The organism is Methylocystis sp. MJC1, assembly GCF_026427715.1.
Classification (GTDB): Bacteria; Pseudomonadota; Alphaproteobacteria; order Rhizobiales; family Beijerinckiaceae; genus Methylocystis.
In genome coordinates, this window is the sequence record NZ_CP107558.1 from 507,305 (window position 1) to 529,178 (window position 21,874).

At 62.5% G+C, this 21,874-nt stretch carries 16 protein-coding genes and 1 riboswitch; of the genes, 11 read left to right on the forward strand and 5 right to left on the reverse strand.

Annotated elements, in window-relative coordinates; translation table 11 throughout:
* Positions 1-9: 9 nt before the first annotated feature.
* The 10 genes from OGR47_RS02495 (at position 10) to OGR47_RS02540 (ending at position 13,814) form a co-directional block, all read left to right on the forward strand.
* Entirely contained in the window at positions 10-870 is an 861-nt protein-coding gene (locus tag OGR47_RS02495; protein WP_165055704.1) for an NADP-dependent methylenetetrahydromethanopterin/methylenetetrahydrofolate dehydrogenase, read from the forward strand.
* A 1-nt stretch (position 871) separates the two neighbouring features.
* The gene (gene fchA / locus OGR47_RS02500) at positions 872-1,501 is read left to right on the forward strand and encodes a methenyltetrahydrofolate cyclohydrolase (protein WP_165055702.1); all 630 of its coding nucleotides are present in this window, start codon (positions 872-874) and stop codon (positions 1,499-1,501) included.
* Between the two features lie 76 nt (positions 1,502-1,577).
* Positions 1,578-2,750, forward strand: coding sequence for a malate--CoA ligase subunit beta (locus OGR47_RS02505; RefSeq protein ID WP_165055700.1), 1,173 nt, complete (start codon positions 1,578-1,580; stop codon positions 2,748-2,750).
* 17 nt (positions 2,751-2,767) lie between these two features.
* Entirely contained in the window at positions 2,768-3,655 is an 888-nt protein-coding gene (gene sucD, locus OGR47_RS02510) for a succinate--CoA ligase subunit alpha (RefSeq protein WP_165055698.1), read from the forward strand.
* Between the two features lie 125 nt (positions 3,656-3,780).
* On the forward strand, positions 3,781-6,528 hold the full coding sequence (locus OGR47_RS02515; protein WP_165055696.1) for a phosphoenolpyruvate carboxylase: 2,748 nt from the start codon (positions 3,781-3,783) through the stop codon (positions 6,526-6,528).
* Between the two features lie 62 nt (positions 6,529-6,590).
* Positions 6,591-7,562, forward strand: a complete 972-nt coding sequence (locus tag OGR47_RS02520; protein ID WP_165055694.1) for an HpcH/HpaI aldolase/citrate lyase family protein — start codon at positions 6,591-6,593, stop codon at positions 7,560-7,562.
* 245 nt (positions 7,563-7,807) lie between these two features.
* Positions 7,808-9,085 (forward strand): glycerate kinase type-2 family protein, encoded by a 1,278-nt coding sequence (locus OGR47_RS02525; RefSeq protein ID WP_165055692.1) that lies wholly within the window; start codon positions 7,808-7,810, stop codon positions 9,083-9,085.
* A gap of 370 nt (positions 9,086-9,455) precedes the next feature.
* Positions 9,456-9,650, forward strand: a riboswitch (cobalamin riboswitch).
* A 106-nt stretch (positions 9,651-9,756) separates the two neighbouring features.
* Positions 9,757-12,168: a TonB-dependent receptor gene (locus OGR47_RS02530; RefSeq protein ID WP_165055690.1), complete on the forward strand. Its 2,412-nt coding sequence runs from the start codon at positions 9,757-9,759 to the stop codon at positions 12,166-12,168.
* Positions 12,169-12,645: 477 nt separating this feature from the next.
* Entirely contained in the window at positions 12,646-13,185 is a 540-nt protein-coding gene (locus tag OGR47_RS02535; protein ID WP_165055688.1) for a hypothetical protein, read from the forward strand.
* A complete protein-coding gene (locus OGR47_RS02540; RefSeq protein ID WP_165055686.1) occupies positions 13,149-13,814 on the forward strand; it encodes a hypothetical protein in 666 nt (221 codons plus the stop codon). The genes OGR47_RS02535 and OGR47_RS02540 overlap by 37 nt, the downstream gene beginning before the upstream one ends.
* A 201-nt stretch (positions 13,815-14,015) precedes the next feature.
* On the opposite strand, the gene OGR47_RS02545 is transcribed toward OGR47_RS02540, so the two are convergent.
* The 3 genes from OGR47_RS02545 to pstB all read right to left on the reverse strand — a co-directional run bounded on the left by OGR47_RS02545 (position 14,016) and on the right by pstB (position 17,426).
* Positions 14,016-14,468 carry a Spy/CpxP family protein refolding chaperone gene (locus OGR47_RS02545; protein ID WP_165055684.1) on the reverse strand — a complete coding sequence of 151 codons (453 nt, stop codon included), beginning with the start codon at positions 14,466-14,468 and terminating at the stop codon, positions 14,016-14,018.
* An 82-nt stretch (positions 14,469-14,550) separates the two neighbouring features.
* Positions 14,551-15,534: a hypothetical protein gene (locus OGR47_RS02550; RefSeq protein WP_165055668.1), complete on the reverse strand. Its 984-nt coding sequence runs from the start codon at positions 15,532-15,534 to the stop codon at positions 14,551-14,553.
* A gap of 1,103 nt (positions 15,535-16,637) precedes the next feature.
* Complete coding sequence (pstB, locus tag OGR47_RS02555; protein WP_165055682.1) at positions 16,638-17,426, reverse strand: phosphate ABC transporter ATP-binding protein PstB; 789 nt, start codon at positions 17,424-17,426, stop codon at positions 16,638-16,640.
* Between the two features lie 356 nt (positions 17,427-17,782).
* Here pstB and OGR47_RS02560 point away from each other — a divergent pair, with 356 nt between their 5' ends.
* The gene (locus OGR47_RS02560) at positions 17,783-18,058 is read left to right on the forward strand and encodes a DUF5132 domain-containing protein (RefSeq protein WP_165055680.1); all 276 of its coding nucleotides are present in this window, start codon (positions 17,783-17,785) and stop codon (positions 18,056-18,058) included.
* A 962-nt stretch (positions 18,059-19,020) separates the two neighbouring features.
* Here the strand turns inward: OGR47_RS02560 and OGR47_RS02565 are convergent.
* Positions 19,021-20,994, reverse strand: a complete 1,974-nt coding sequence (locus tag OGR47_RS02565) for a hybrid sensor histidine kinase/response regulator (protein ID WP_165055678.1) — start codon at positions 20,992-20,994, stop codon at positions 19,021-19,023.
* A 293-nt stretch (positions 20,995-21,287) separates the two neighbouring features.
* Positions 21,288-21,815, reverse strand: a complete 528-nt coding sequence (locus tag OGR47_RS02570) for a hypothetical protein (protein ID WP_165055676.1) — start codon at positions 21,813-21,815, stop codon at positions 21,288-21,290.
* Positions 21,816-21,874 lie beyond the last annotated feature (59 nt).

Below are 21,874 nucleotides of genomic sequence, written 5' to 3' on the forward strand. Positions count from 1 at the left end.
GGAACACTAATGACCAAGAAGCTTCTTTTCCTTTTCGACACGGATCCCGTCGCCAGCGTCTTCGACACGGTCGTCGGTTACGACGGCGGCGCCGATCACATCATCGGTTATGGCGGCGTGACGCCGGAGAGCGTCGGCGCGCTCGTCGACGGCTGCATCTACACGCGCGGCCCCAAGGAAAAGCAATTTACGGCGATCTTCGTCGGCGGCGGTTCGATGACCGCGGGCGAGGCCGTGTTCAAGGCGGTGAAGAAGCGCTTCTTCTCCAACTTCCGCGTCTCGGCCATGCTCGACTCCAACGGCTCGAACACGACCGCCGCCGCCGGCGTCGCGCTGCTCGCCAAGGCCGGCAATCTCAAGGGCAAGAAGGCCGTCGTCCTCGCCGGCACCGGCCCCGTCGGCATGCGCGCCGCCGCCATGCTGAACATCGAGGGCGCCGAAGTCGCCATCACCTCGCGCGACAAGTCGCGCGCCGACGCGGCCGCCAAAGCCATTCAGGAGCGCTTCGGCTTCACGCCCGTCGCGATCGAGGCCAAGGACAACGCCGCCCGCGCGGCCGCCGTCAAGGGCGCGCAGGTCGTGTTCGCGGCGGGCGCCATCGGCGTGACGCTGCTCGACGAAGCCGACTGGCAGAACGATCCGACAATCGAGCTTCTCGCCGACTGCAACGCGCAGCCGCCGCTCGGCATCGGCGGCGTCGAGGCGATCGACAAGGCCAAGGAGCGCCACGGCAAGATCGTCATCGGCGCGCTGGGCCTCGGCGGCCTCAAGCTGAAACTGCATCGCGAATGCGTCGGCAAGCTGTTCGAAAGCTCCGACCAGTTGTTCGACTGCGAAAACATTTACGCCCAAGCGAAGGTGCTGGCCTGATATGAGCGCGAAGACGGAAACGATCGGCAAATTCCTCGACGAACTCGCGAGCAGCGCGCCGACTCCTGGCGGCGGCGGCGCGGCGGCGCTCTCGGGCGCCATGGGCGCGGCGCTGGTGTCGATGGTCTGCAATCTGACCATCGGCAAGAAGAACTATGAAGCCGTTTCCGAGGATCTGAAGAAGACCCTCGCCCGCGCCGAGGCGCTACGTGAAGAGCTGACCAAGGGCATCGACGAGGACGTCGTCGCCTTCAACACGCTGATGGGCGCCTATGGCCTGCCGAAGGCGACGGACGAAGAGAAGGCTGCGCGCACCGCCGCCATCCAGGAAGCGCTGAAGGTCGCGACGCTCGCCCCGCTTGCGACCTGCAAGGTCTGCTACGAGGTGATCGCGCTGTCCAAGGAAGCGGCCGACAAGGGCAATCTCGGCGTCATCAGCGACGCGGGCGTCGCCGTGCTCGCCGCTAATGCGGGTCTGCGTAGCTGCGCGCTGAACGTCTTCATCAACGCCAAGTCGATCAAGGACCGAGATTTCGCCGAGACGCAGCTTGCCGAGGTCAATGCGCTGCTCGCCAAGGCGGCGGCCGAGACCGAAGCGGTCTATGAGGTCGTGCGCGGAAAGATTGGCTAACGCCATGAACGGCGGCTGACGCGCCTGCGCGCGCCGGCCGCCCAATAAGCGCGAAAGAACCGCGAGGGAGGAACCGATGGACGTCCACGAGTATCAAGCCAAGGAAATTCTGGCCGCGCATGGCGTCGCCATTCCGCCCGGCACCGTGGCCTTCAGCCCGGACCAGGCCGTCTATGCGGCGACCGAGCTCGGCGGTTCCCATTGGGTCGTCAAGGCGCAAATCCACGCCGGCGCGCGCGGCAAAGCGGGCGGCGTGAAGCTCTGCCGCACTTATCACGAAGTGCAGCAGGCGGCGCGCGACCTTCTCGGCAAGCGTCTCGTGACGGGGCAGACGGGGCCGGAAGGCAAGCCCGTGCAGCGCGTCTATGTGGAGGTCGCTGATCCCTTCGAGCGCGAGATTTATTTGGGCTACGTTCTCGACCGCAAGCTCGAACGCGTGCGCGTCATCGCCTCCAAGCATGGCGGCATGGAGATCGAAGAGATCGCGCGCACCATGCCCGACGAAATCCTGCAGGTGATCGTCGAGCCGGCGGTTGGCCTGCAGCAGTTCCAGGCCCGCGAGCTCGCCTTCCAGCTCGGCCTCAATATCAAGCAGGTCTCGCGCGCGGTGCAGACGATCATGGGCGCCTATCGCGCCTTCCGCGACAATGACGCGACCATGCTCGAGATCAATCCGCTCGTCGTCACCAAGGACGACAAGGTGCTCGCGCTCGACGCCAAAATGTCCTTCGACGATAATGCGCTGTTCCGTCGCCGTCACATCGTCGAATTGAATGATCCCTCGCAGAGCGATCCGCGCGAGGCGCAGGCGCATGAGCACAGCCTGAACTACATCGGTCTCGACGGCGAGATCGGCTGCATCGTCAATGGCGCCGGCCTCGCCATGGCGACCATGGACATGATCAAGCACGCTGGCGGCAATCCGGCGAACTTCCTCGACGTCGGCGGCGGCGCCTCGCCCGAGCGCGTCGCGACGGCCTTCCGTCTCGTGCTGTCCGACCGCCGCGTGAAGGTGGTGCTCGTCAATATCTTCGCCGGCATCAACCGCTGTGACTGGGTCGCGCAGGGCGTCGTCGACGCGGTGCGTCAGGAGAAGATCGAGGGCGTGCCGCTCGTCGTGCGCCTCGCCGGCACGAATGTCGAAGCCGGCAAGAAGATCATCAGCGAGAGCGGCATTCCGATCATCCAGGCCGATACGCTCGCCGACGCCGCCCAAAAGGCCGTCGCCGCGTGGCAGAGCGTGAAGTAAAGCGCCGGGAGGGCATCATGAGCATTCTCATCGACGAAAAGACGCCGATCCTCATCCAGGGCATCACCGGCGACAAGGGCAGCTTCCACGCCAAGGAAATGATCGACTACGGCAGCAATGTCGTGGCCGGCGTCACGCCCGGCAAGGGCGGTAAGAGCCATCACGGCGTGCCGGTGTTCAACACGGTGAAGGAAGCCGTGCGTGAAACGGGCGCGCAGGCCTCGATCACTTTCGTCGCGCCGGCCTTCTGCGCCGACGCGATCATGGAGGCCGCCGACGCCGGCATCCGCCTCATCTGCTCCATCACCGACGGCATTCCGGCGCAGGACATGATGAAGGTGAAGCGCTATTTCCTGCGCTTCCCGAAGGATCGCCGGCCGATGCTCGTCGGCCCGAATTGCGCCGGCATCATCTCGCCCGGCAAAGCCATGCTCGGCATCATGCCCGGCCATATCTACAAACAGGGCCCGGTCGGCCTCATCTCGCGCTCCGGCACGCTCGGTTATGAGGCCGCCTCGCAGCTCAAAGAACTGGGGCTCGGCATCTCGACCTCCGTGGGCATCGGCGGCGACCCGATCAACGGCTCGTCCTTCCTCGATCACCTCGTCCTCTTCGACAAGGACCCGGAGACGGAAGCCGTGCTGATCATCGGCGAGATCGGCGGCCCGCAGGAAGCCGAGGCTTCCGCCTGGATCAAGGAAAACTTCTCCAAGCCGGTCGTCGGCTTCGTCGCGGGTCTCACGGCGCCCAAGGGAAGGCGCATGGGCCATGCCGGCGCCATCATCTCGGCGACGGGCGACAGCGCGGCGGAGAAGACCGAGATCATGAAGTCCTACGGCCTCACCGTGGCGCCCAATCCGGCCGAGTTCGGCTCGACGGTCGCGAAAGTGCTCAAGCGGGCCTGACGGCGCCATCATCGAGCTTTCGCGTTCTCGATATAGATCGTGAAAGCTCGGTTGCCGTCTTCTTGTGAAGGATGCGCCGGCGCGGACCGCCGGCCTGGCGTTTCGTACGCTTTTAGGGAGCTTCTATGACCGCCGAGAACCAGAACACGACAAGCGCGATCAGCCTTCCCTCGGCTTTCGCGACGCGTTCTGTCACGGAGGCTTCCGCCTTCCTGCGCGAGCAATTGCTCGCCGTCATCCGCCGCCATATGCCCGAGATCGAGGCCGTGGTTCGCGACTCGAAGGCGGGCGCAGGCCTTGCGCCGAAACAGATGGCGCGCGCGCTGCAGGCGCAGGGGATTATCTTCCAGCTCGTCTCCATCGCCGAGCAGGCTTACGCCATGCGCCGCCGCCGGCGCATCGAGCGCGAAAGAGGGCACGACAAGCTGCTCGGCACGTTCGATTACGTGCTCTCCAGCGCCGCCAATGCGGGCGTCGGCGCGGCGGAAGTGCGCGCGCAATTGCAGACGCTGCGCATCCGCCCGGTCATCACGGCGCATCCGACCGAAGCCAAGCGCGTTTCGATCCTCGAAAAATACCGCCGCATCTATCTGCTGATGCGCGAATTGGAATCCACGCGTTGGACCGACCGCGAGCGCGAAGCTTTGGTGAAGTCGATCTACGACCTCATCGAGCTTTTGTGGCTTACCGGCGAATTGCATCTGGAAAAGCCCACGGTCGAGCATGAAGTGCTCTGGGGACAGCATTTCTTCCAGGAAAGCATCTTCGATCTCGCGCCGGAGCTTCTCTCCTCCTTCGAGCGCGCGCTGAAGCGCCACTATCCGCAAGAGAAGTTCGAGGTCACGCCCTTCTTCCAGTTCGGCTCCTGGATCGGCGGCGACCGCGACGGCAATCCATTCGTCACCAATGAGGTGACGCGCCAGACGATGCGGCTGAACGCGACGGCGAGCCTCAATTATTATCGCAACCGCGTCGTCGATCTCGTGCGCATGCTGTCGATCAGCGAGCGCGCCGCCGTGATTCCGCCCGCCTTCAAGGAAGAGCTGTCGCGCCGCCTCAAGGAGCTGCCGGACGGCGCATCCATCGCGCAGCGCAACTTCAACGAGCCCTATCGCCAGTTCGTCACGACGATCCTGCGCAAGATCGACAACACGCTTGCGGCGACGAATGACGAGCCGACGACGGGTCCGCGCTATACCAGCGCAGACAAGCTCATCGGCGATCTGCTGCTGCTCGAATCCGTGCTGATCGACGCCAAGAGCGAGGCGCTCGCGACCGACCTCGTGCGCCCGCTGCGCCGCGCTGTGGAAATCTTCCGCTTCAGCACGGTGCGCCTCGACATTCGCCAGAACACCACGCGCACCACCGCGGCGCTGCAGGAGTTGTGGCGCATCAAGACCGAGGGCGAGACGCCGCCGGAAGCGACGTCCGACGAATGGCGCGCGTGGCTAATGAAGGAGCTCGAAGCGCCGCGCGCAGCGCCAATCCCGCGTGACACGCTGACTGCTGATACGCGCGACATCATCGAGATGTTCGAGGTCGTCGCCGATATGCGCGCGCGGCTCGATCGTGAGGCCTTCGGCAGCTTCATCCTGTCGATGACCTCCTCCGCCAATGACGTCCTGGGCATCTATCTGCTGGCGAAAGAGGCGGGCCTCTTCGCCGACGCCGCGGGCGTCGACCATCTCACTCTACCGATCGTGCCGCTCTTCGAGACGATCACCGATCTGCAGGACGCGCCGGCGATCATGCGCGATCTGCTGCAGATTCCGCTCATCCGCCGCTGCACCCGGGCGCAGGGCGATCTGCAGGAAGTCATGATCGGCTATTCCGACTCCAACAAGGACGGCGGCTTCCTGTCGTCGAACTGGGAGCTGTTCAAGGCGCAGGCGCGGCTCACGGAAGTGGGGCAGGAGATGGACATCGCCATCGCCTTCTTCCATGGCCGGGGCGGCTCCGTCTCGCGCGGCGGCGCGCCGACCGGCCACGCCATCGCGGCGCAGCCGGCGGGCTCGATCCGCGGCCGTTTCCGCGTCACCGAGCAGGGCGAAGTCGTCTCCTTCAAATACGCCAATCGCGGCACGGCCGCCTATCAGATGGAGCTGCTCGCATCCTCCGTCTTCCAGCATGCGTTGAAATCCGAGCGCGAGGACGCGCTGGTGCCGCGCAAGGATTTCGACGAGGCGCTCGAGGAAATTTCCTTCGCGTCCTTCGCCGTCTATGAGCGGCTCGTCTCCGACCCGGATATCGTCACTTATTTCCAGGCTGCGAGCCCGCTCGAAGAGATCTCGCTGCTCAACATCGGCTCGCGTCCGGCGCGCCGCTTCGGCGCCAAGAGCCTCGCCGACTTGCGCGCGATCCCCTGGGTCTTCGCCTGGGCGCAGAACCGCCATTCGATCACCGGCTGGTATGGCGTGGGCTCCGGCCTCAAGGCCTATCTCGATACGCATGGCGATCGCGGCCTCGAATTGCTGCGCTGGATGTTCGAGGATTCGCGGCTCTTCCGTCTCATTCTCGATGAGGTCGAGAAGACGTTGGCGCTCGTCGATCTCTCGATCGCCAGGGCCTACGCCAGTCTCGTCGCCGACGAAGCCGTCCGCGAGAAGATCTTCAAGATGATCGAGGACGAATATGCGCTCACCCGCGAGATGGTGCTGCGCGTGACTGGCGATCGCGATCTCACCGACCGCTTCAAGGAATATGCCGCGCGGCTAGAGCACCGGCTGCCGGTCATCAACGAAGTCAATCGCGAACAGGTCGAATTGCTGCGCCGTTTCCGTTCGGCGCAAGACGAGAACGAGAAGGAGGCTGTGAAAGCGCCTCTGCTCATCTCCATCAGTTGCATCGCCGCCGGCCTCGGGGCCACTGGCTAAATGCATCCTGACGCGCTTCCAGCAGGCGCATCTTTGGGACCAATGAAGAAAGGAAAGTCGTTATGAGCTTTACCCTGATCGAGCAGGCCACGCCGCGCCTGCACCGCTCCGAACTCGCCGTGCCGGGCTCCGCGCCGGGCATGTTCGAGAAGGCCGCCCAGTCGAAGGCCGACCAGATCTTCCTCGACCTGGAAGACGCCGTCGCGCCGGACGACAAGGAGCAGGCGCGCAAGAACATCATCCAGGGCCTCAACGACATCGATTGGGGCAAGAAGGTGATGACGCTGCGCATCAACGGCCTCGACACGCAGTATTGCTATCGCGACGTCGTCGACGTTCTCGAGAACTGCCCGCGTCTCGACGTCGTGCTGATCCCGAAGGTCGGCGTGCCGGCCGACGTCTACGCGATCGACATGATGATCACGCAGATCGAGCAGTACAAGAAGCGCACCAAGCGCATCGGCATCGAAATCCTGATCGAGACCGCGCTCGGCATGGCCAATGTCGAAGCCATCGCCCAGTCCTCCAAGCGCCTTGAGGCCATGTCCTTCGGCGTCGCCGATTACGCCGCCTCGACCCGCGCCCGCACCACCGTCATCGGCGGCGTGAACCCGGACTACGGCGTTCTCACCGACAAGGACGAGAAGGGCAACCGCGACTACTACTGGATGGATCAGTGGCACGCCGCCCAGACACGCATGATGGTCGCCTGCCGCGCCTATGGCCTGCGCCCGATCGACGGCCCGTTCGGCGACTTCAACGATCCGGAAGGCTATAAGGCCGCCGCCAAGCGCGCCGCCGTTCTCGGCTACGAAGGCAAGTGGGCGATCCACCCCTCGCAGATCGAGCTGGCCAACGAGGTCTTCACGCCGTCGGAAGCGGAAGTGAATAAGGCCCGCCGCATCCTCGATGCGATGGCCCAGGCCGCCAAAGAAGGCAAGGGCGCCGTGTCGCTCGACGGCCGCCTCATCGACATCGCCTCGATCCGCATGGCCGAGGCGCTCATCGAGAAGGCCAACGCCATGGGGGCGTAATGAACTCACCCTCTCCCCGCTTTTGCGGGGAGAGGGATTCTCCCTTCTCCCGCTTGCGGGAGAAGGCGTGACGGATGAGGGCCCTCACCCGACCCCTGCTGAGGCAGGGGCCACCCTCTCCCGCAAGCGGGAGAGGGAAGTCAGCTTCATCTAGATTGCCGATCGTGAGCGTCCCCTCTCCCGCTTGCGGGGGAGGGACAGGGAGGGGGCGCCCCAAAGCCCCGCATCTTTCTGGAAAACCGCTAATGTCCGACGACCACCGCCAGCTTCTCCGCGCCATGTTCGACGCCGCCGTCGGCGCCGCGCATCCGTCCCTTTGCCTGCCCAAGCACCTCGAAAAGGTCGCGCCGCCCAAGGGCCGCACGATCGTCATCGGCGCCGGCAAGGCGGCCGCCTCCATGGCGGCGGCGGTCGAGGCGCATTGGAAGGGCGGGCCGCTCGAAGGCCTGGTCGTCACCCGCTACGAGCACGGCGCCGAAACCAAGCAGATCGAGGTGATCGAAGCCTCGCACCCGGTCCCGGACGCCGCGGGCCGCGAGGCCGCCAAGCGCATTCTGCAAAAGGTGCAGGGCCTCACCGAGGACGATCTCGTGCTGGCGCTCATCTCCGGCGGCGGCTCGGCGCTGATGGCGCTGCCGGCCGAGGGTGTGACGCTCGAAGAAAAGCAGACCGTCAACAAGGCGCTTTTGAAGAGCGGCGCCAATATCTCCGAAATGAATTGCGTGCGTAAGCACCTCTCGGCGATCAAGGGCGGCCGTCTTGCGCGCGCCGCCGCGCCCGCGCGCGTCGTGGCGGTGATGATTTCCGACGTGCCGAACGATGATCTCTCCGTCATCGCCTCCGGCCCCACCGTGCCCGATCCCTCGACGCGCGAGGACGCGCTCGCGGTCATCGCCAAATATAAGATCGACGCGCCGGCCGCCGTGCTGAAGCATCTCGCGAGCCCTGATTGCGAAACGCCCAAGCCCGGCGACGCCATCTTCAACCGCGTCGAGAACATCCTCATCGCGACGCCGCAAGGCTCGCTCGACGCCGCTGCGGCGGTCGCCAAGGCCGCGGGCTTTACGCCTTGCATCCTCGGCGATCTCGAAGGCGAGTCGCGCGACGTGGCGCTGGTTCACGCTGGCGTCGCCAAGCAGATCGCGCTCCACAATCAGCCGTTCCAGCCGCCCGTCGCCATCATCTCCGGCGGCGAGACGACCGTCACCGTGCGCGGCAACGGCAAGGGCGGCCGCGACGCGGAGTTCCTGCTGGGCCTGATGCTGGCGTTGGAAGGCTTCGGCGGCATCTCCGCCATCGCCTGCGACACCGATGGCATCGATGGCGTCGAGACCAACGCCGGCGCCATCATGACGCCCGACAGCTTCGCGCGCGCGCAGGCCAAGGGCGTCGATCTCAAGGCGCTCTTCGCCAACAACGACGCCTTCACGGCCTTCGAGGCGCTCGGTGATCTCGTGGTGACGGGGCCGACGCGCACCAACGTCAACGACTTCCGCGTGATCCTGGTGCCGAAGCAGGGCTGACGACACGCGCGGCGCAAGCCTCTTTGGGAAGCTGCGCCGCGCAATATAAAAACACTACAAGCGTCGCCGTTTCCAAACGAGCCAGTTTGGAAACGGCTGCGCGTCGGCTTGTGCCGCCTCGCATCAGGGCTCCGAATCCAGGTTAACAAACCCTACGCAGCCGCGTCATGCCCGCGCTTGTCGCGGGCATCCACGCCAGGACATTGCGACGCGCGGGTGCGTTATTCCGCTCATGTTCTCAGCTTTCCGCGTCGGCGCGGCGTGGATGGCCGCGACAAGCGCGGCCATGACGCCAGTGCACGTCTACTCGTTAACCCGAATTCGGAGCTCTGCGTCCCAAGTCAACCAGCTTGACACAGCCTCACGGGCCCTATTCATTCAAGATAACGGTTCCTTTCGGATCAAAAGGGAATGCGGTGCGGGCTCTTCGGCCCAATGCCGCAGCTGCCCCCGCAACTGTAAGCGGTGAGCTTGAAGCCAGACAGCCACTGGGCGCAAGCTCGGGAAGGCGGCCTCACGTGACGACCCGCGAGCCAGGAGACCTGCCGTTGTTCGTGGTCACGCGCGAAAGCGCCGGGCGGGGTGCACCGGGGCGGTCATCGGCTTCTGTCGTAAGGCGACGAGGTTGCGGCCATTCGCAGTGACGGTCCACGTCCGCTGCGAGTCAGCCCATGTTTTTGCGCCGCCGTTTTGGCCTGCTTCTCTCTATCACTGTTGCTCTCCCGAACGCCGCTTCCGCCCAGCAAGCGTTACCAACCATCAGCATTAGCGCGCGGCCGGCGGCGCGCGTAGCGACGCCCGCTCGCCCACGACAGCCTCTACCCTCGTCGCCGGTCATCGCCGCCGCCACGCGGCCCGCGCCCTCAGCGAGCGATCTTGCGGGACCCACGCCGCCGCCGATCACGGCGGCAAGCGAGAAGTTCTTCACCGGCAAGGACGTCAATTCCATCCCTTTCGCGCGCCCTGGCGAGGCTCTGGAGATCGTGCCCGGCCTCGTCGTCACGCAGCACTCAGGGGACGGCAAAGCCAACCAATATTTCCTGCGCGGTTTCAACCTCGACCACGGCACGGATCTCGCGCTCTATCTCGACAGCATGCCGCTGAACATGCGCACCCATGGGCACGCCCAGGGCTACGCGGATTCAAATTTTCTGATCCCCGAGCTGCTCGGCTATGTGCTTGCCCGCAAGGGCCCCTATGATGCACAGGACGGCGACTTCTCCTCGGCCGGCTCGGTCTATCTCCAATACAAGGACAAGATCGAGGCGGGCTTTTATCAGCTCACCGGCGGCAATTTCGGTTATGGGCGCGCGCTCGCCGTCGCGCCTTACAAGGATTTTGCCGGCGGCTCCGCCTATGGCGCGGTCGAGTCGCAATATTACAACGGACCCTGGGAGCGCGGCGACAATCTGCGAAAGTTCAACAGCGTGTTTCGCTGGTCGCGCGGCGCGCAGGAGGACGGCGCGTCCGTCACCTTCATGGGCTACGCCAATAAGTGGTATGCGACCAACCAGATTCCGGAACGCGCGGTCTATGCCGGTCTTATCCCGCTGTGGGGAACGCTGAACCCCACTGACGGCGGCGACACGACGCGCTTTTCGCTTTCCGCGCGCTGGAGCCAGACGGAAGGCAATCACGCGAGCCGCGTCGAGGCCTATGTCGTCCGCTCGACGCTCGATCTCTACAACGACTTCACGTACTTTCTCGCGAACCCGTCCCTCGGCGATCAATTCCGTCAGTTCGACCGGCGCTGGATCGCGGGCGTCAATGCCCAGCACAATATCAAATGGGACAGTTTCGGGCTGCCGGTCGAGACGCGCTTCGGCTTGCAGGGCCGCTATGACGATATTCGCCTCGGCTTGCAGGACTCGTTTAGGCGTACGCCCTATGACACGATCCGCAACGATGCGGTCGGCGAGGGCAGTATCAGCCTCTGGACGGATACGAGCGTACGTTGGACGCCTTGGTTGAAGACGGTCGCGGGCGGGCGTTTCGATTATTTCAACGCCAATGTCGCTTCGCTGCAATCGCTCTGGGGCGCGCCGGTCGTGGCGACCAGCGCCGGCCTGCCCGCCTTCCTGTGGACAGGCCCGTGGAACAGCGGCTCGAAGGACGCCGCGCTCTTCAGCCCCAAAGCGTCGATCATTCTCGGCCCCTTTGCGAAGACGGAGCTCTTCGCTAATTACGGCGAGGGCTTCCACTCGACCGACGCGCGCGGCGCGGCGCAGAGGTTCGACACGTCTACTTTATCGGATCAAGACACATTCATGCGCGTCGCGCCCATTCCGCTGCTGGTGAAGTCGCGCGGCGCCGAGATCGGCGCGCGCACGAAATTCATCGAGGGGCTCGAGTCGAGCGTCAGCTTTTTCTGGCTCAATCTCGACTCGGAAAATCAATTCGAGGGTGACAGCGGCACGACGACTTACGGCCGCCCGAGCCGCCGTTACGGCGTCGAGATCGCCAACCATTACCGTCCCATGTCCTGGATCAATTTCGACGGCGACGTCGCGCTTGTGCACGCGCGTTATCGCGGCTTCGACACCGCGCAGACGCTCGCCTACGCGGATCTGTTGACGCCGGACGCTATGCCTTACGGAACCTTCCTCGGCAACGCGCCCGGGAATTTCCTGCAAAACGCCGTCGCCGTGACGGCGATGGGCGGGCTGGAGCTGGGTGAGGCGACGGGCTGGTTCGGGGCGATCAAATATCGCTACATCGGCTCCCGTCCGCTGACCGAGGACGGCTATCGGAAATCGCCGGCGACGGGTACGGTCAATGCGAGGCTCGGCTATCGCTGGTCCGACGGCTGGCGGTTGCAACTCGACGCCTTCAACATCTTCAACTCGCGCTCCGACCAGATCACCTATGGCTATGGCTCGCTGTTGCCGACCGACGCCCTTTACAGCCAGTGTCGCGTCAATATCGCCCCCACGCAGGTCTGTGCGAGCGGCGTGATGGATCGCCACTTCAAGCCCGTAGAGTCGCCCGCCGTGCGCGTGACTTTCTCGGGGCCGTTGAACTTCGACACGTCGGTGACAATGCTGCCGGATGTAGCGGAGCCTCTCCGAGCGTTTTCGAACTAACGCGGGGCCACCGACAGCTTCGCCCGCGCGCGGGCAAAGGGCGTTGACGTCGAGCGCGTGGGGGGGCTCCGCTGGGGAGCCGCCCCAGGGCGCCGAATTCGGGTTAACGAGCAGACGTGTACCGGCGTCATGGCCGCGCTTGTCGCCGCCATCCACGCCGCCCGACCCGGAAAACTGAGAACATGAACGGAACAAGGCCGCTTCTTCTCCCCGCGTGTCGTAATGTCCTGACGTGGATGCCCGCGACAAGCGCGGGCATAACGCGGCTTCGTAGGGTTTGTTAACCTGGATTCCGAGCCCTGGGAGCCGCCCGCGCGCCATAGACCGTCAAATGATTTTTTGCTATCGTTCGATGTGTGCCTCTGATGGGCCAACGGTCCGCGTAAAGGGCTCAGCCCAATCAATATGCCAAGTGCATAGAACCTGACTTCCTGCCCGATCGACGCGGACACCGGGCAATGATGGAAGGAAGGTTTCATGGCTCCTCAAATCACTGCGCGCGCCTCACGGGCCTTGCCAGAACGTCCCAATCTCGAGCACCTACGAAAGGAAGCGAAGCAGCGGCTGAAGCTACTTCGCCACTCCGATCCATTGGCCGCCCTTGCCGTAGCTCAACGGGAGGTTGCTCGCGATTATGGTTTTTCCAGTTGGCGGCGCTTGGTGGCGCTATTCCGTCCGACCGCCGGGTTTGCTTCGGATGCTCTCGACTGGCGGGATCATTGGGCGCGGCAAGCCCGGATACTGGAAGCCCGGGATCGCGGCGATTGGCGCGCGATGGAGAAGGCCTACCGAGAGCTGATCGCTAATGCCCGGCCAACCCAGCGCAATTCACTGGAGGCGGATTTCGCCTTTTCCCTTGTGCAATATTCTAAGAAGCCGGAAGAGGCCCGTCGCATATTTGATCGACTGATGCGCAAGCCGACGCCGGAGACCATGGCTTACTGCGCGCGGTTTGCTCACATGATCGGCGAAACCGATATATGGACCAATGGGAAGCCATGCTTCGCCGCGCCATAGCGCTTGGCGACAATGCCGTGGCGTTCAATCACTATGCCAATTTCCTTTGGAGAAAGCGCAACAATCGCTCTGAGGCGGAGCGCTGGTTTCGCAAGGCAGCCGAAATGGACACAGGGTCTCCTGGGTTAGATGCTGCAATGCGTGGAATCTACGCGACGTTCCTCTGGGAAGGGGGCGACCCGGTCACAGCCGAAACTTGGTTTCACTTGGCGTTCCTCAAATCACGGATGGATTTGCAAGCGATATCGGCTTTCGCGGCAATGCTGACAGCCATTGGCCGCGTCGACGCGGGACTGGCTTTGGTGACGGAGCTCTTGAGCCATCCGCGTTTGCAGGAGTCGCCAAAGCGTATCGCTTGCGGGTTCGAACTGCTCGGCTGGTTCTTGCGCTACGCCCACGGCGATGAGGGCATGCGCAGACACGCATTGACCGAAATCCGTGCGCGCCTCGCCGGCTGCCAACCATTAGGACGATTTCTTGACCTTAGTCGCAACGCTAAAGCCGCCGCAGCCGCCGGGCACCCAGCCACCGATCTCGTTGCGGCTTTAGTAAAAGCGATGCAATCCGATGCCGGCAGAGCCACAGAGGCGCTTGCCGAAGTCGAGCGCTGCCCGGCATGGCGGGACTAAGACAGGCAGTCGGCGCTCTAACCAACTGAGCTACTCCCCGCGCGGCGCGTGCCCCTTTGGGAGCTGCGCCGCGCGTTGTGGTTCCGCGCCACCCGCCGACTTTTTCCCGCGTCGCTCGAAGATCAGCGGCGTCGCTGAGCGTCAGGCGTGAGCCTCGTTGAGCTGTTCATTATCCAATCCACGCGTTCCGGCCACCAGGACTCACGGAGCGCCTTTCAGGATTTCGTCGGCGGTCTTTTTCTGCTCCTTGCTCAAGCTCGCATAGAGTGGTTGCAGCGCCGCGTCCAGCACGCGCAAGGCCTCAAGCTGTTCGCTCAACTGGTCTTCCTTGATCTTGATCGACTCTGGCAGGCTGGCGGCCATCATCGAGCGACTCTGCTCCTGCGCCACTTTGCAGCTCTGGTGCTGCTTTTCCTTGTTTCCCCGGAAAACATTGGCGAAGACGTTCCACTGAGACTCCTGCGCGGCCGTGATTTTGAGCTCGGTCTTTATGTAGGCGAGTTGACCGTCGACGCGCTCATAGGCGCGGCACATCATGCCGTGCCTCGCCGTCGTCGCGCCCCCTTGCCCGATAGCGCCGGCGTCCTGCGCGCTGACGGGGCTCAAAAGGCTCAGCAGCGCCGCCAACGCGATTGCAAGCTTGCTCGATTTCATGACGCTTCCTCGTATGGACCGGACGTTGCGCCGGCCGGATGAAAGGGGCAATTTCTTCGCCGCGCCGAGATCCCTCGGAGGCTCACCAGAGCGGCACGCCGTAAGATACAGCGGTCAGGGGCGCATCGTCGTAGGCGGCGGATGCATAGCCGTAGTCATAGACAGGGGCGGCCCCATAGGCGTAAGGCGGCGCATAGGCGGCCGGAACGCCGTAGCCGTAAAGAGGATAGGGAGCCCCGTAAAACGGGCTTGCATAAAGCGGGTAGGAGAAGGCGAAGGGCGAGTATCCATAGAAGGCGCTCGTCAGCCCGAGGCCGAGCGCAAGCCCAGCCAAACCCAATCCCCAGTTGTAACCGCCCCAGCCGCAGCAACCATAGCCGCCCCATCCGTAGAGCGGATATCCGACCCCATAGAGGGGGGCGGCATAGTAGGGAAAGGCCATGGGTGGATAAGCATAATAGGCGCTCGCCAATCCGAGCCCAAAGGCAAGTCCGGCCGCGCCCAGCCCCCAACCGTAACCTGGCCAGCCATAGCCGCCCCCGCCATAGCCGGGCCAGCCGTAACCTCCCCAGCCTCCGCCGTAACCTCCCCAGCCGGCGCTTCGAATTAACCCGCCCGCCAGGCCCCGCATTCCATTGTAGCCGAGGGGCGGGCCGAAACCGCGCGGACCGGCAAAGCCCTGATGGCCGCCGAAGCCGCGTGGGCTCGCAAAGCCATGCCCGCCGCCGAAACCGCGCGGACCGCTGAAGCCGGGGATTCCGCCAAAGCCATGCCCGCCGCCGAGACCATGGCCGCCGCCGAAGCCGGGTAGTCCGCCGAAGCCATGCCCACCGCCGAAACCGTGCCCACCCCCGAAGCCGGGTAGGCCGCCAAAGCCATGCCCACCCCCGAAGCCGTGGCCGCCGCCAAAGCCATGTCCGCCGCCTCCGAAGCCTCCGAAACCGCCGCCTCCACCGCCACCCCCAAAACCGCCATGCCCGCCGCCAAAAGCGGGAACCAATGTTGCGTCCAGCGCCAGCGAAAGAGCGACGAGTGCGACAAAGAGCGGCTTGAACAGCTTGAGCATGCGCCTTTACCTCCGCTTGCGAGCGGGCTTTTAATGAATCCGCGAAACGTCGCGGCGGCGCGCCGAAAGCGCTCCAACGGGGTTGTTTTGTGAGAGCAATGAGCCTTTTCCGCGGCGTTATTGGCGCGGGATATTTCTCGACGACATCTCTATTGCTGTCGCTACTTGCGAAAACCCAGAGAAGAGCGCGAATCTGCGGGCGGCTCGGCTGCTTAGTTTGGTTTGAAAAAACTGGCAGGCGTAACGAGGATCGTCTGCGACGAGCCCGGGAAAATCGGCAAATGGCGATTCCTTTGGCGCGCCCTTGGGTCGCGTCGTGTAACCTACTTGGCGCCGGGTGCGTTTTCCGCTCGCGTATCACGTGAGTATGAGAAATCGCGCACAGTATAAAAACGCAGGAACATTCTTATCCCAAAAGCATGTCGGCTTTTGCAGAATGTGTTCTGAGGTCTGTCTGGTGAGTTAATGGCGAGAGAGACGGGGCTCGAACCCGCGACCTCCGGCGTGACAGGCCGAATATTTAATCGAGTTTTCAAAGCGATAGGTTTCGGAACTGCTCAGGAATAGCCGTTTAAAATCAGTGACGGCCAAGGGCAGATTCGGAATGAATAATTCCCCGCGGAGCGGTCGCCGCGCCAGTAGAGGGTAGGGCGCCCTTGAGCGAGATAACGACGCCGAGAGTATCGGGCCCGATCAGCACGAGGGCTCTGAAACCTCCCCTTTGCGCACCTCGGTGCGGAAAAGCCCTGATCTTCCCTCTGGAGCGCGAATGGCCTACCCTCCCGCAAATGCCGCCCTCAGCCCGTTACATCGGCCCCGCCATGGACCTTGCGAACATGCGCAGCCTGGGTGTGTGCGCCGTTAACGTGCAATGTGCCTGCGGTCGCCGAGAGAGCGTCGATGTGTCGGGGCTGCCCGGCTCGGTTGAAGTGCCGTCACTCAAGCGGCGCCTGAGATGCACGGTCTGCGGCGGGAGACCAAGCGACGTGCGGCCGGATTGGGCGCAGCACAGGGCGAGCGGGATGGGGCGGTGAGGCCAAGCTTGGTGGCGGCCCGTAAGGGCTGCGCTTGGGCGTTATGAGAGCGGAGAGAAACCGCCGCCCTCATCCGAAATGGCCGGTTATATATTTTTTGGTGCACTCTTTTTTCGGCCTGGTGAAAATCTCGTCCGTCTCGCCGAATTCGACGAGTTCGCCCAAATACATGAAGGCGGCATAGTCGGAGACGCGCACGGCTTGCCCCATATTATGCGTGACGATGGCGATCGTGTAGACCCTCGACAATTCGTCGATCAGATTTTCAATTTTTGCAGTGGCGATCGGGTCGAGCGCTGAACATGGCTCGTCGAACAAAATAACCTCGGGCCGAGCGGCAATCGTGCGGGCAATACACAGCCTTTGTTGTTGCCCGCCTGACAGGCTCTGGCCGCTGGAGCGAAGTTGGTCCTTCACCTCGTCCCACAGAGCGGCCGCCCGTAATGCCTCCTCGACCCTTTGGTCGACTTCCCTTCGCTTGAGCCGCTCGAAAACCTTGATGCCGAAGGCGATATTGTCGCGGATCGACATTGGGAAAGGCTCCGGCTTTTGAAACACCATGCCGATTCTGGCCCGGAGCACCGCGAGGTTGGTTTCCTGGTGCAAAATATTCTCGCCATCGAGAAGGACTTCACCTTCCGCCCGCTGGTCCGGATAAAGCTCGTAAATGCGGTTGAAGACCCGCAAGAGCGTCGACTTTCCGCAACCGGAAGGGCCGATGAAGGCCGTCACCTTGTTCTCATAGAGCGGCACGGAAATCGACTTCAGCGCATGCACGTTTCCATAAAAGAAATTCAGTGAGCGCGCGGAGATCTTGGGCCGAGGCGGGGTCGCGGGAACGGGAGTAGCACTGCTCATCGAACCATGCCTAAGCAGAAGCGCGACACTTAACGATAGGTTCAAGATTTATTATGTGTTTTCAAACAGTTCGCATTTAAAAATGACAACCAGATGACGCAGTAAGCCGAGTGACGCAGAGGCCGCGAAACTCATGACACGCCTCGCACACGCTGGAGGATGAATCGATTAATGCTCTCGCCCCGGTCCCTGGCGGCTTACTCTCGTGAAAGGTCGGGCGATGAGGAACTCCCGCTTTAGTTTCGCCGCCTAGCTGGCTGCTCTTTGTGATTGTATTTTTAGCAGTGCTGTCCCTTGAATGAGCTGTTCCAAATTCGCAGATGACCGTTCGGTGACTCTCTGGAGAGGAGGACTCCATGGCGCTGTTCGAAGATCTGCTGGAAGAAGCATTGGGACCTGTAGCGATCGGCATCGGAGCGCTTCTTGTGGTTCCGGCTGTGTTTCCCTCCGTTGGCCGCGCGCTGCGGCCGGTAGCCAAGGGAGCAATCAAAGCCGGCATCTCGATCTATGAAAGCACCGTTGCGACGTTCTCAGAGGCGACAGGAGATCTGATCGCCGAGGCGCGCTCGGAGCTTGAAAGCGAGTCCCGTCATGTCGCGGGCCCGAAGGGCGCAGCTGCCCACGCCTCTTAAAGGCTTGTTCCGAGGGTGCTGGTTCGCGCCCTCGGCGCTTTGCTGCGTTGCAGGCGCGGCGCGAGCGCCGTCCCCTGCTGGATGTCTCTCAAAGCACCGGCAGTCCCGATTAAACTTTTTCCGCTTGCCGATCTTCGCGAAGTAGAAGCCCAATCTCGTAGATGCGCCCTATCACCTTATTGTCAGCGCCCGGGCGAGTAACGGCAAAGAAGGCGGCGCGTCTTATGGCCTTCAGCGCCGCGTCAGGAATTTCTTCCTAACGCACTCAATCAGCTTCGATCCGCTGAACCCTTCAAGGGCGCATTCGGCGAGACCAGCCGCAATTAACTTTTCCTGAGCGTCGAACATGTGAGCTAAACCGTGGCAGTTATCTTATTGTTTTCAAGTATTTGGAGGGGAATGACGCTAGACAACGCGACAAGGTGTCGCTGGTTGCTTGCCGCATTGGGCCGGGGAGCGCAGGGCGCTAGGGCAATTCCAGAAGGTTTATCTACGGCTTTCGCGCCTCGACCACTTAGGAACATTTGCGAACATATTTCTCCCTCACCTATGGGCATGGTGAGCCAGTCAAAAAGTATAAACAAACAGGTGCTTGGATTTTTCTTGGTAGGCTGGAGGAAGACGAAATATACATGCAATTCAATACCATATAAAAAAGTGAGGGAAAACTAGACCTAGGGAGACGCTTATCTTTTCGCTTTCGCTCCCTCACCTTTTTCCAGAGTCAAATCTCGGGGAGAAAGCCCGATGAGCGGATGATCCGGAGCCCAAAAGGGCGGGCATGCCTTGCACAAGGGCGAGGGCGCGGCGTTTTGTCCAGGGCTGCCAAGCTTGCTGTCGCATGATCGGTACGGTCTTAAACCTTGGCGTTGAGCAAAGGTCGCCTCTTTGTCAGCCCAAACAGCCTGAGCGCGCCAAGCCCGCGCTCAGGCTGTTTCTTAGCACGGCGTGGGGCCGTCGCGTCAGCTGACCGCGCCTTCTGATAGAAGTCTTGCAAGCTGGGTGCACAACTCATCAGCTTGAACGGGCTTGTTCAATACAGAGATCTCTTCAGCAGCCTCGGTCGAGTAACCGGTAAGCATCAGCACCGGTAGATCGGGGGCGTAACGGCGCGCTTCACGCGCAAGCTCCGCGCCGGTCATACCCTTCATTGCAAAATCGGTAATCAGCGCATCGACGGTATGAGGGGCGCGAAGGTAATCCAACGCTACGTCGCCGGAGGGGGCGTCAACAACCCGATAACCGCACTCCTCGAGCATCAAAGCGATGCCGTGGCGAATGAGATCATCGTCGTCCACGACGAGAATTGTCTGGCCCTCGCCAGAACACGTCGACGCATGCGGCAATATGGCCTCCGGCTCGGCCTCCGCGCATGGCAGGTAGAGGGTGACAGTCGTTCCCACGCCAATCCGGCTGGAGACATGAACCGCGCCCCCCATCTGCGACGCCATCCCGTGGACCATTGATAAACCGAGCCCTGAGCCCTTGCCCACCTCTTTGGTAGTAAAAAACGGCTCAAAGACCCGGTCGACCGTCTCTTGATCCATGCCCGTGCCCGTATCTTCGACCTGAACGACGACATACGGGCCATCCTTGAGATCGGATGACGCGGATAGAGGATTCGCTGAAGTGATCGAGGTGTTGAAAGCGCGCAGGGTGAAGGTCCCTCCTTCCGGCATGGCGTCGCGGGCGTTGATCGCAAGATTGACGATCGCGGTCTCCAGTTGCGCGGCGTCGACCAGGGCTGGCCGCGTGGAGGCGTCGATCTCGCTGCGGCAAGAGATCAACCCACCCATGGTGCGCTCCAGCAGGTGCAAGATTCGCTCGAACAGGCGGCTAATATCCGTGGGCGCCGGTTGCAAAGCTTGACAGCGGGCAAACGCAAGGAGGGATTGAGTCAGACGCGCCCCGCGCTCGACGCATCGCTGGGCCGCTTCGAGCAGGCGACGCTCCTTGCCGGCAGGAACGTGACGGTCCAGAACCGTCATGCAGGATGCGACGCCCTGAAGGACGTTGTTGAAGTCGTGCGCAATGCCACCCGTAAGCCGGCCAATCGCCTCCAGCTTCTGCGCCTGGAAAAGCGCGGCTTCCGCGCGTTGACGTTCAGCCATTTCGAGTTCGAGCTGGCGTCGGGATTCGGCCGCCGCCCGCTCCGCCGCCACGCGCTCGGTGATGTCGCTGCATGTGCCGATCCACTCGCGGACGCTGCCATCATCTTCGATGACAGGCGCCCCACGCGTGGAAAAATAGCGATATTCGCCGTCTGACCGTCGCAACCGATAGTCGATCTCGTAGCGTGTCAGGGCCGTTACCGCGCGCGACCAGGTTGCGACAACCCGCTCTCGGTCCTCGGGATGCAGGGCATCGGCCCAGCCAAAGCTAGACATTTGCTGGGCTGTTTGCCCGGTGAAGGCCCCCCACGACGGTTGGTTTTCAATCACCTTGCCGTCCCGGTCCGTGGTCCAGACGATATCGGCCGTGGCCATGATCAAGGTCCGATAGCGTTCCTCGTTCCGTCGTAGCGCCTCTTCGGCGCGCTTGCGATCGGTCACCTCGTTGAGCGAAAAAACCAAGAACTCGATCTCGCCTGCCGAGTCGAAAACAGGCGCCAGCGTCCAGTCCCAATAGGTGACGCCGCGCTCAGGCTGGTCAGGAAAGACGAATGCCCGACTGAAAGTTTGGCAGGGACGCTTTGTGCGGACGACTTCGTCGAAGATAAGCTTCGTGTCCGACGGATACATTTCGAAATGATTCTTGCCGACGAAGTCGGCGACCTGCTTTCGGCATGCCCTAGCGTAGGTCTCATTGACGCGGATGAAGTTGTACTCGCGGTCTAGGATGACAAGGCCGCTGACGTTGCTGTTGAAGACAACCTCCGCAAGCTTGGCGCGTTGGAGCGCCTCCATCTCCGGACCTTCTAACGCCGAAAGCGCCACATTTCGCTCCGTTTAATGCAAAGGCCGAGGCGTGTTCTTTTGGGCCTTTATGCCCCGCACGACCAAAATGTCACGGACAAAGGAAAAACCCCGGCGCGGCCATCGCGGCGCCGGGTCCTATTTGTGCAAAAAATGCACAAAAGTTCAAATAGATGTGAGGTGATTTTTAGTGCGACTGACCGGGCGCCTTAGGTTGTCGCGCTTCAGGTGGTTCGTCATCGAACTTTGAACCGCGCGTCTGATCTTAAGGCGAACCGGCGTCGCCTCGCGCAACTCAGTCGCTCGCTTGCGTATCACGGGCAGCCCCCCCAAAGCACGCACCGGATGCTCCAGGCAAACATCAGCATTAATCCGGTGAGGACGGCAACTCCCGCTAAACTTGGCCGCAGGGGCCATCCAAGGTTAGAGAAAGTGACCCAGTGGAATTTGATACAATAACCCCAGGGGGTGAGCTGCATGGCGCCGGTCCGGATTTTGGCATAGCGTCCCTGATTGGTCTTAACCGCAAGCACCACACCCTCGGGAATCCCGTTAAAGCCAAAATCGGGCCACGGCGTATTGGAGTATTGCTGCGCTTTCAACGTGTCGAGTGACACCGAATCGAAGTCCGGCTTACCAAGAACCGCGAGTAAGGCTCCGTTTACCGGCACGAAGCCGCAGTCCCCGGAAAACCAGAGGTCTGCGTCGGGTGGAACGGTATTTCCGTCGGGCGGATCACTTCCAAATAATACGACCCCACCATCGAAGTCGAACCCCTGCCACACGATAACTCCGTTGTCTCCTTCAGAATAAATACCAGAAAGAAAATTTGCCCCGCTCATCTTTGTAACCCTCCTCGTTTACCGGGCTCCCAACGAAGCTCTCTCCGCGACCGCTGCCG

Excerpts from the sequence above, each read along its gene's own strand:
- OGR47_RS02495 (WP_165055704.1), top strand. The coding sequence starts at position 10 with ATGACCAAGAAGCTTCTTTTCCTTTTCGACACGGATCCCGTCGCCAGC.
- fchA (WP_165055702.1), top strand. The coding sequence starts at position 872 with ATGAGCGCGAAGACGGAAACGATCGGCAAATTCCTCGACGAACTCGCG.
- OGR47_RS02505 (WP_165055700.1), top strand. The coding sequence starts at position 1,578 with ATGGACGTCCACGAGTATCAAGCCAAGGAAATTCTGGCCGCGCATGGC.
- sucD (WP_165055698.1), top strand. The coding sequence starts at position 2,768 with ATGAGCATTCTCATCGACGAAAAGACGCCGATCCTCATCCAGGGCATC.
- OGR47_RS02515 (WP_165055696.1), top strand. The coding sequence starts at position 3,781 with ATGACCGCCGAGAACCAGAACACGACAAGCGCGATCAGCCTTCCCTCG.
- OGR47_RS02520 (WP_165055694.1), top strand. The coding sequence starts at position 6,591 with ATGAGCTTTACCCTGATCGAGCAGGCCACGCCGCGCCTGCACCGCTCC.
- OGR47_RS02525 (WP_165055692.1), top strand. The coding sequence starts at position 7,808 with ATGTCCGACGACCACCGCCAGCTTCTCCGCGCCATGTTCGACGCCGCC.
- OGR47_RS02530 (WP_165055690.1), top strand. The coding sequence starts at position 9,757 with ATGTTTTTGCGCCGCCGTTTTGGCCTGCTTCTCTCTATCACTGTTGCT.
- OGR47_RS02535 (WP_165055688.1), top strand. The coding sequence starts at position 12,646 with ATGGCTCCTCAAATCACTGCGCGCGCCTCACGGGCCTTGCCAGAACGT.
- OGR47_RS02540 (WP_165055686.1), top strand. The coding sequence starts at position 13,149 with ATGGACCAATGGGAAGCCATGCTTCGCCGCGCCATAGCGCTTGGCGAC.
- OGR47_RS02545 (WP_165055684.1), bottom strand. The coding sequence starts at position 14,468 with ATGAAATCGAGCAAGCTTGCAATCGCGTTGGCGGCGCTGCTGAGCCTT.
- OGR47_RS02550 (WP_165055668.1), bottom strand. The coding sequence starts at position 15,534 with ATGCTCAAGCTGTTCAAGCCGCTCTTTGTCGCACTCGTCGCTCTTTCG.
- pstB (WP_165055682.1), bottom strand. The coding sequence starts at position 17,426 with ATGAGCAGTGCTACTCCCGTTCCCGCGACCCCGCCTCGGCCCAAGATC.
- OGR47_RS02560 (WP_165055680.1), top strand. The coding sequence starts at position 17,783 with ATGGCGCTGTTCGAAGATCTGCTGGAAGAAGCATTGGGACCTGTAGCG.
- OGR47_RS02570 (WP_165055676.1), bottom strand. The coding sequence starts at position 21,815 with ATGAGCGGGGCAAATTTTCTTTCTGGTATTTATTCTGAAGGAGACAAC.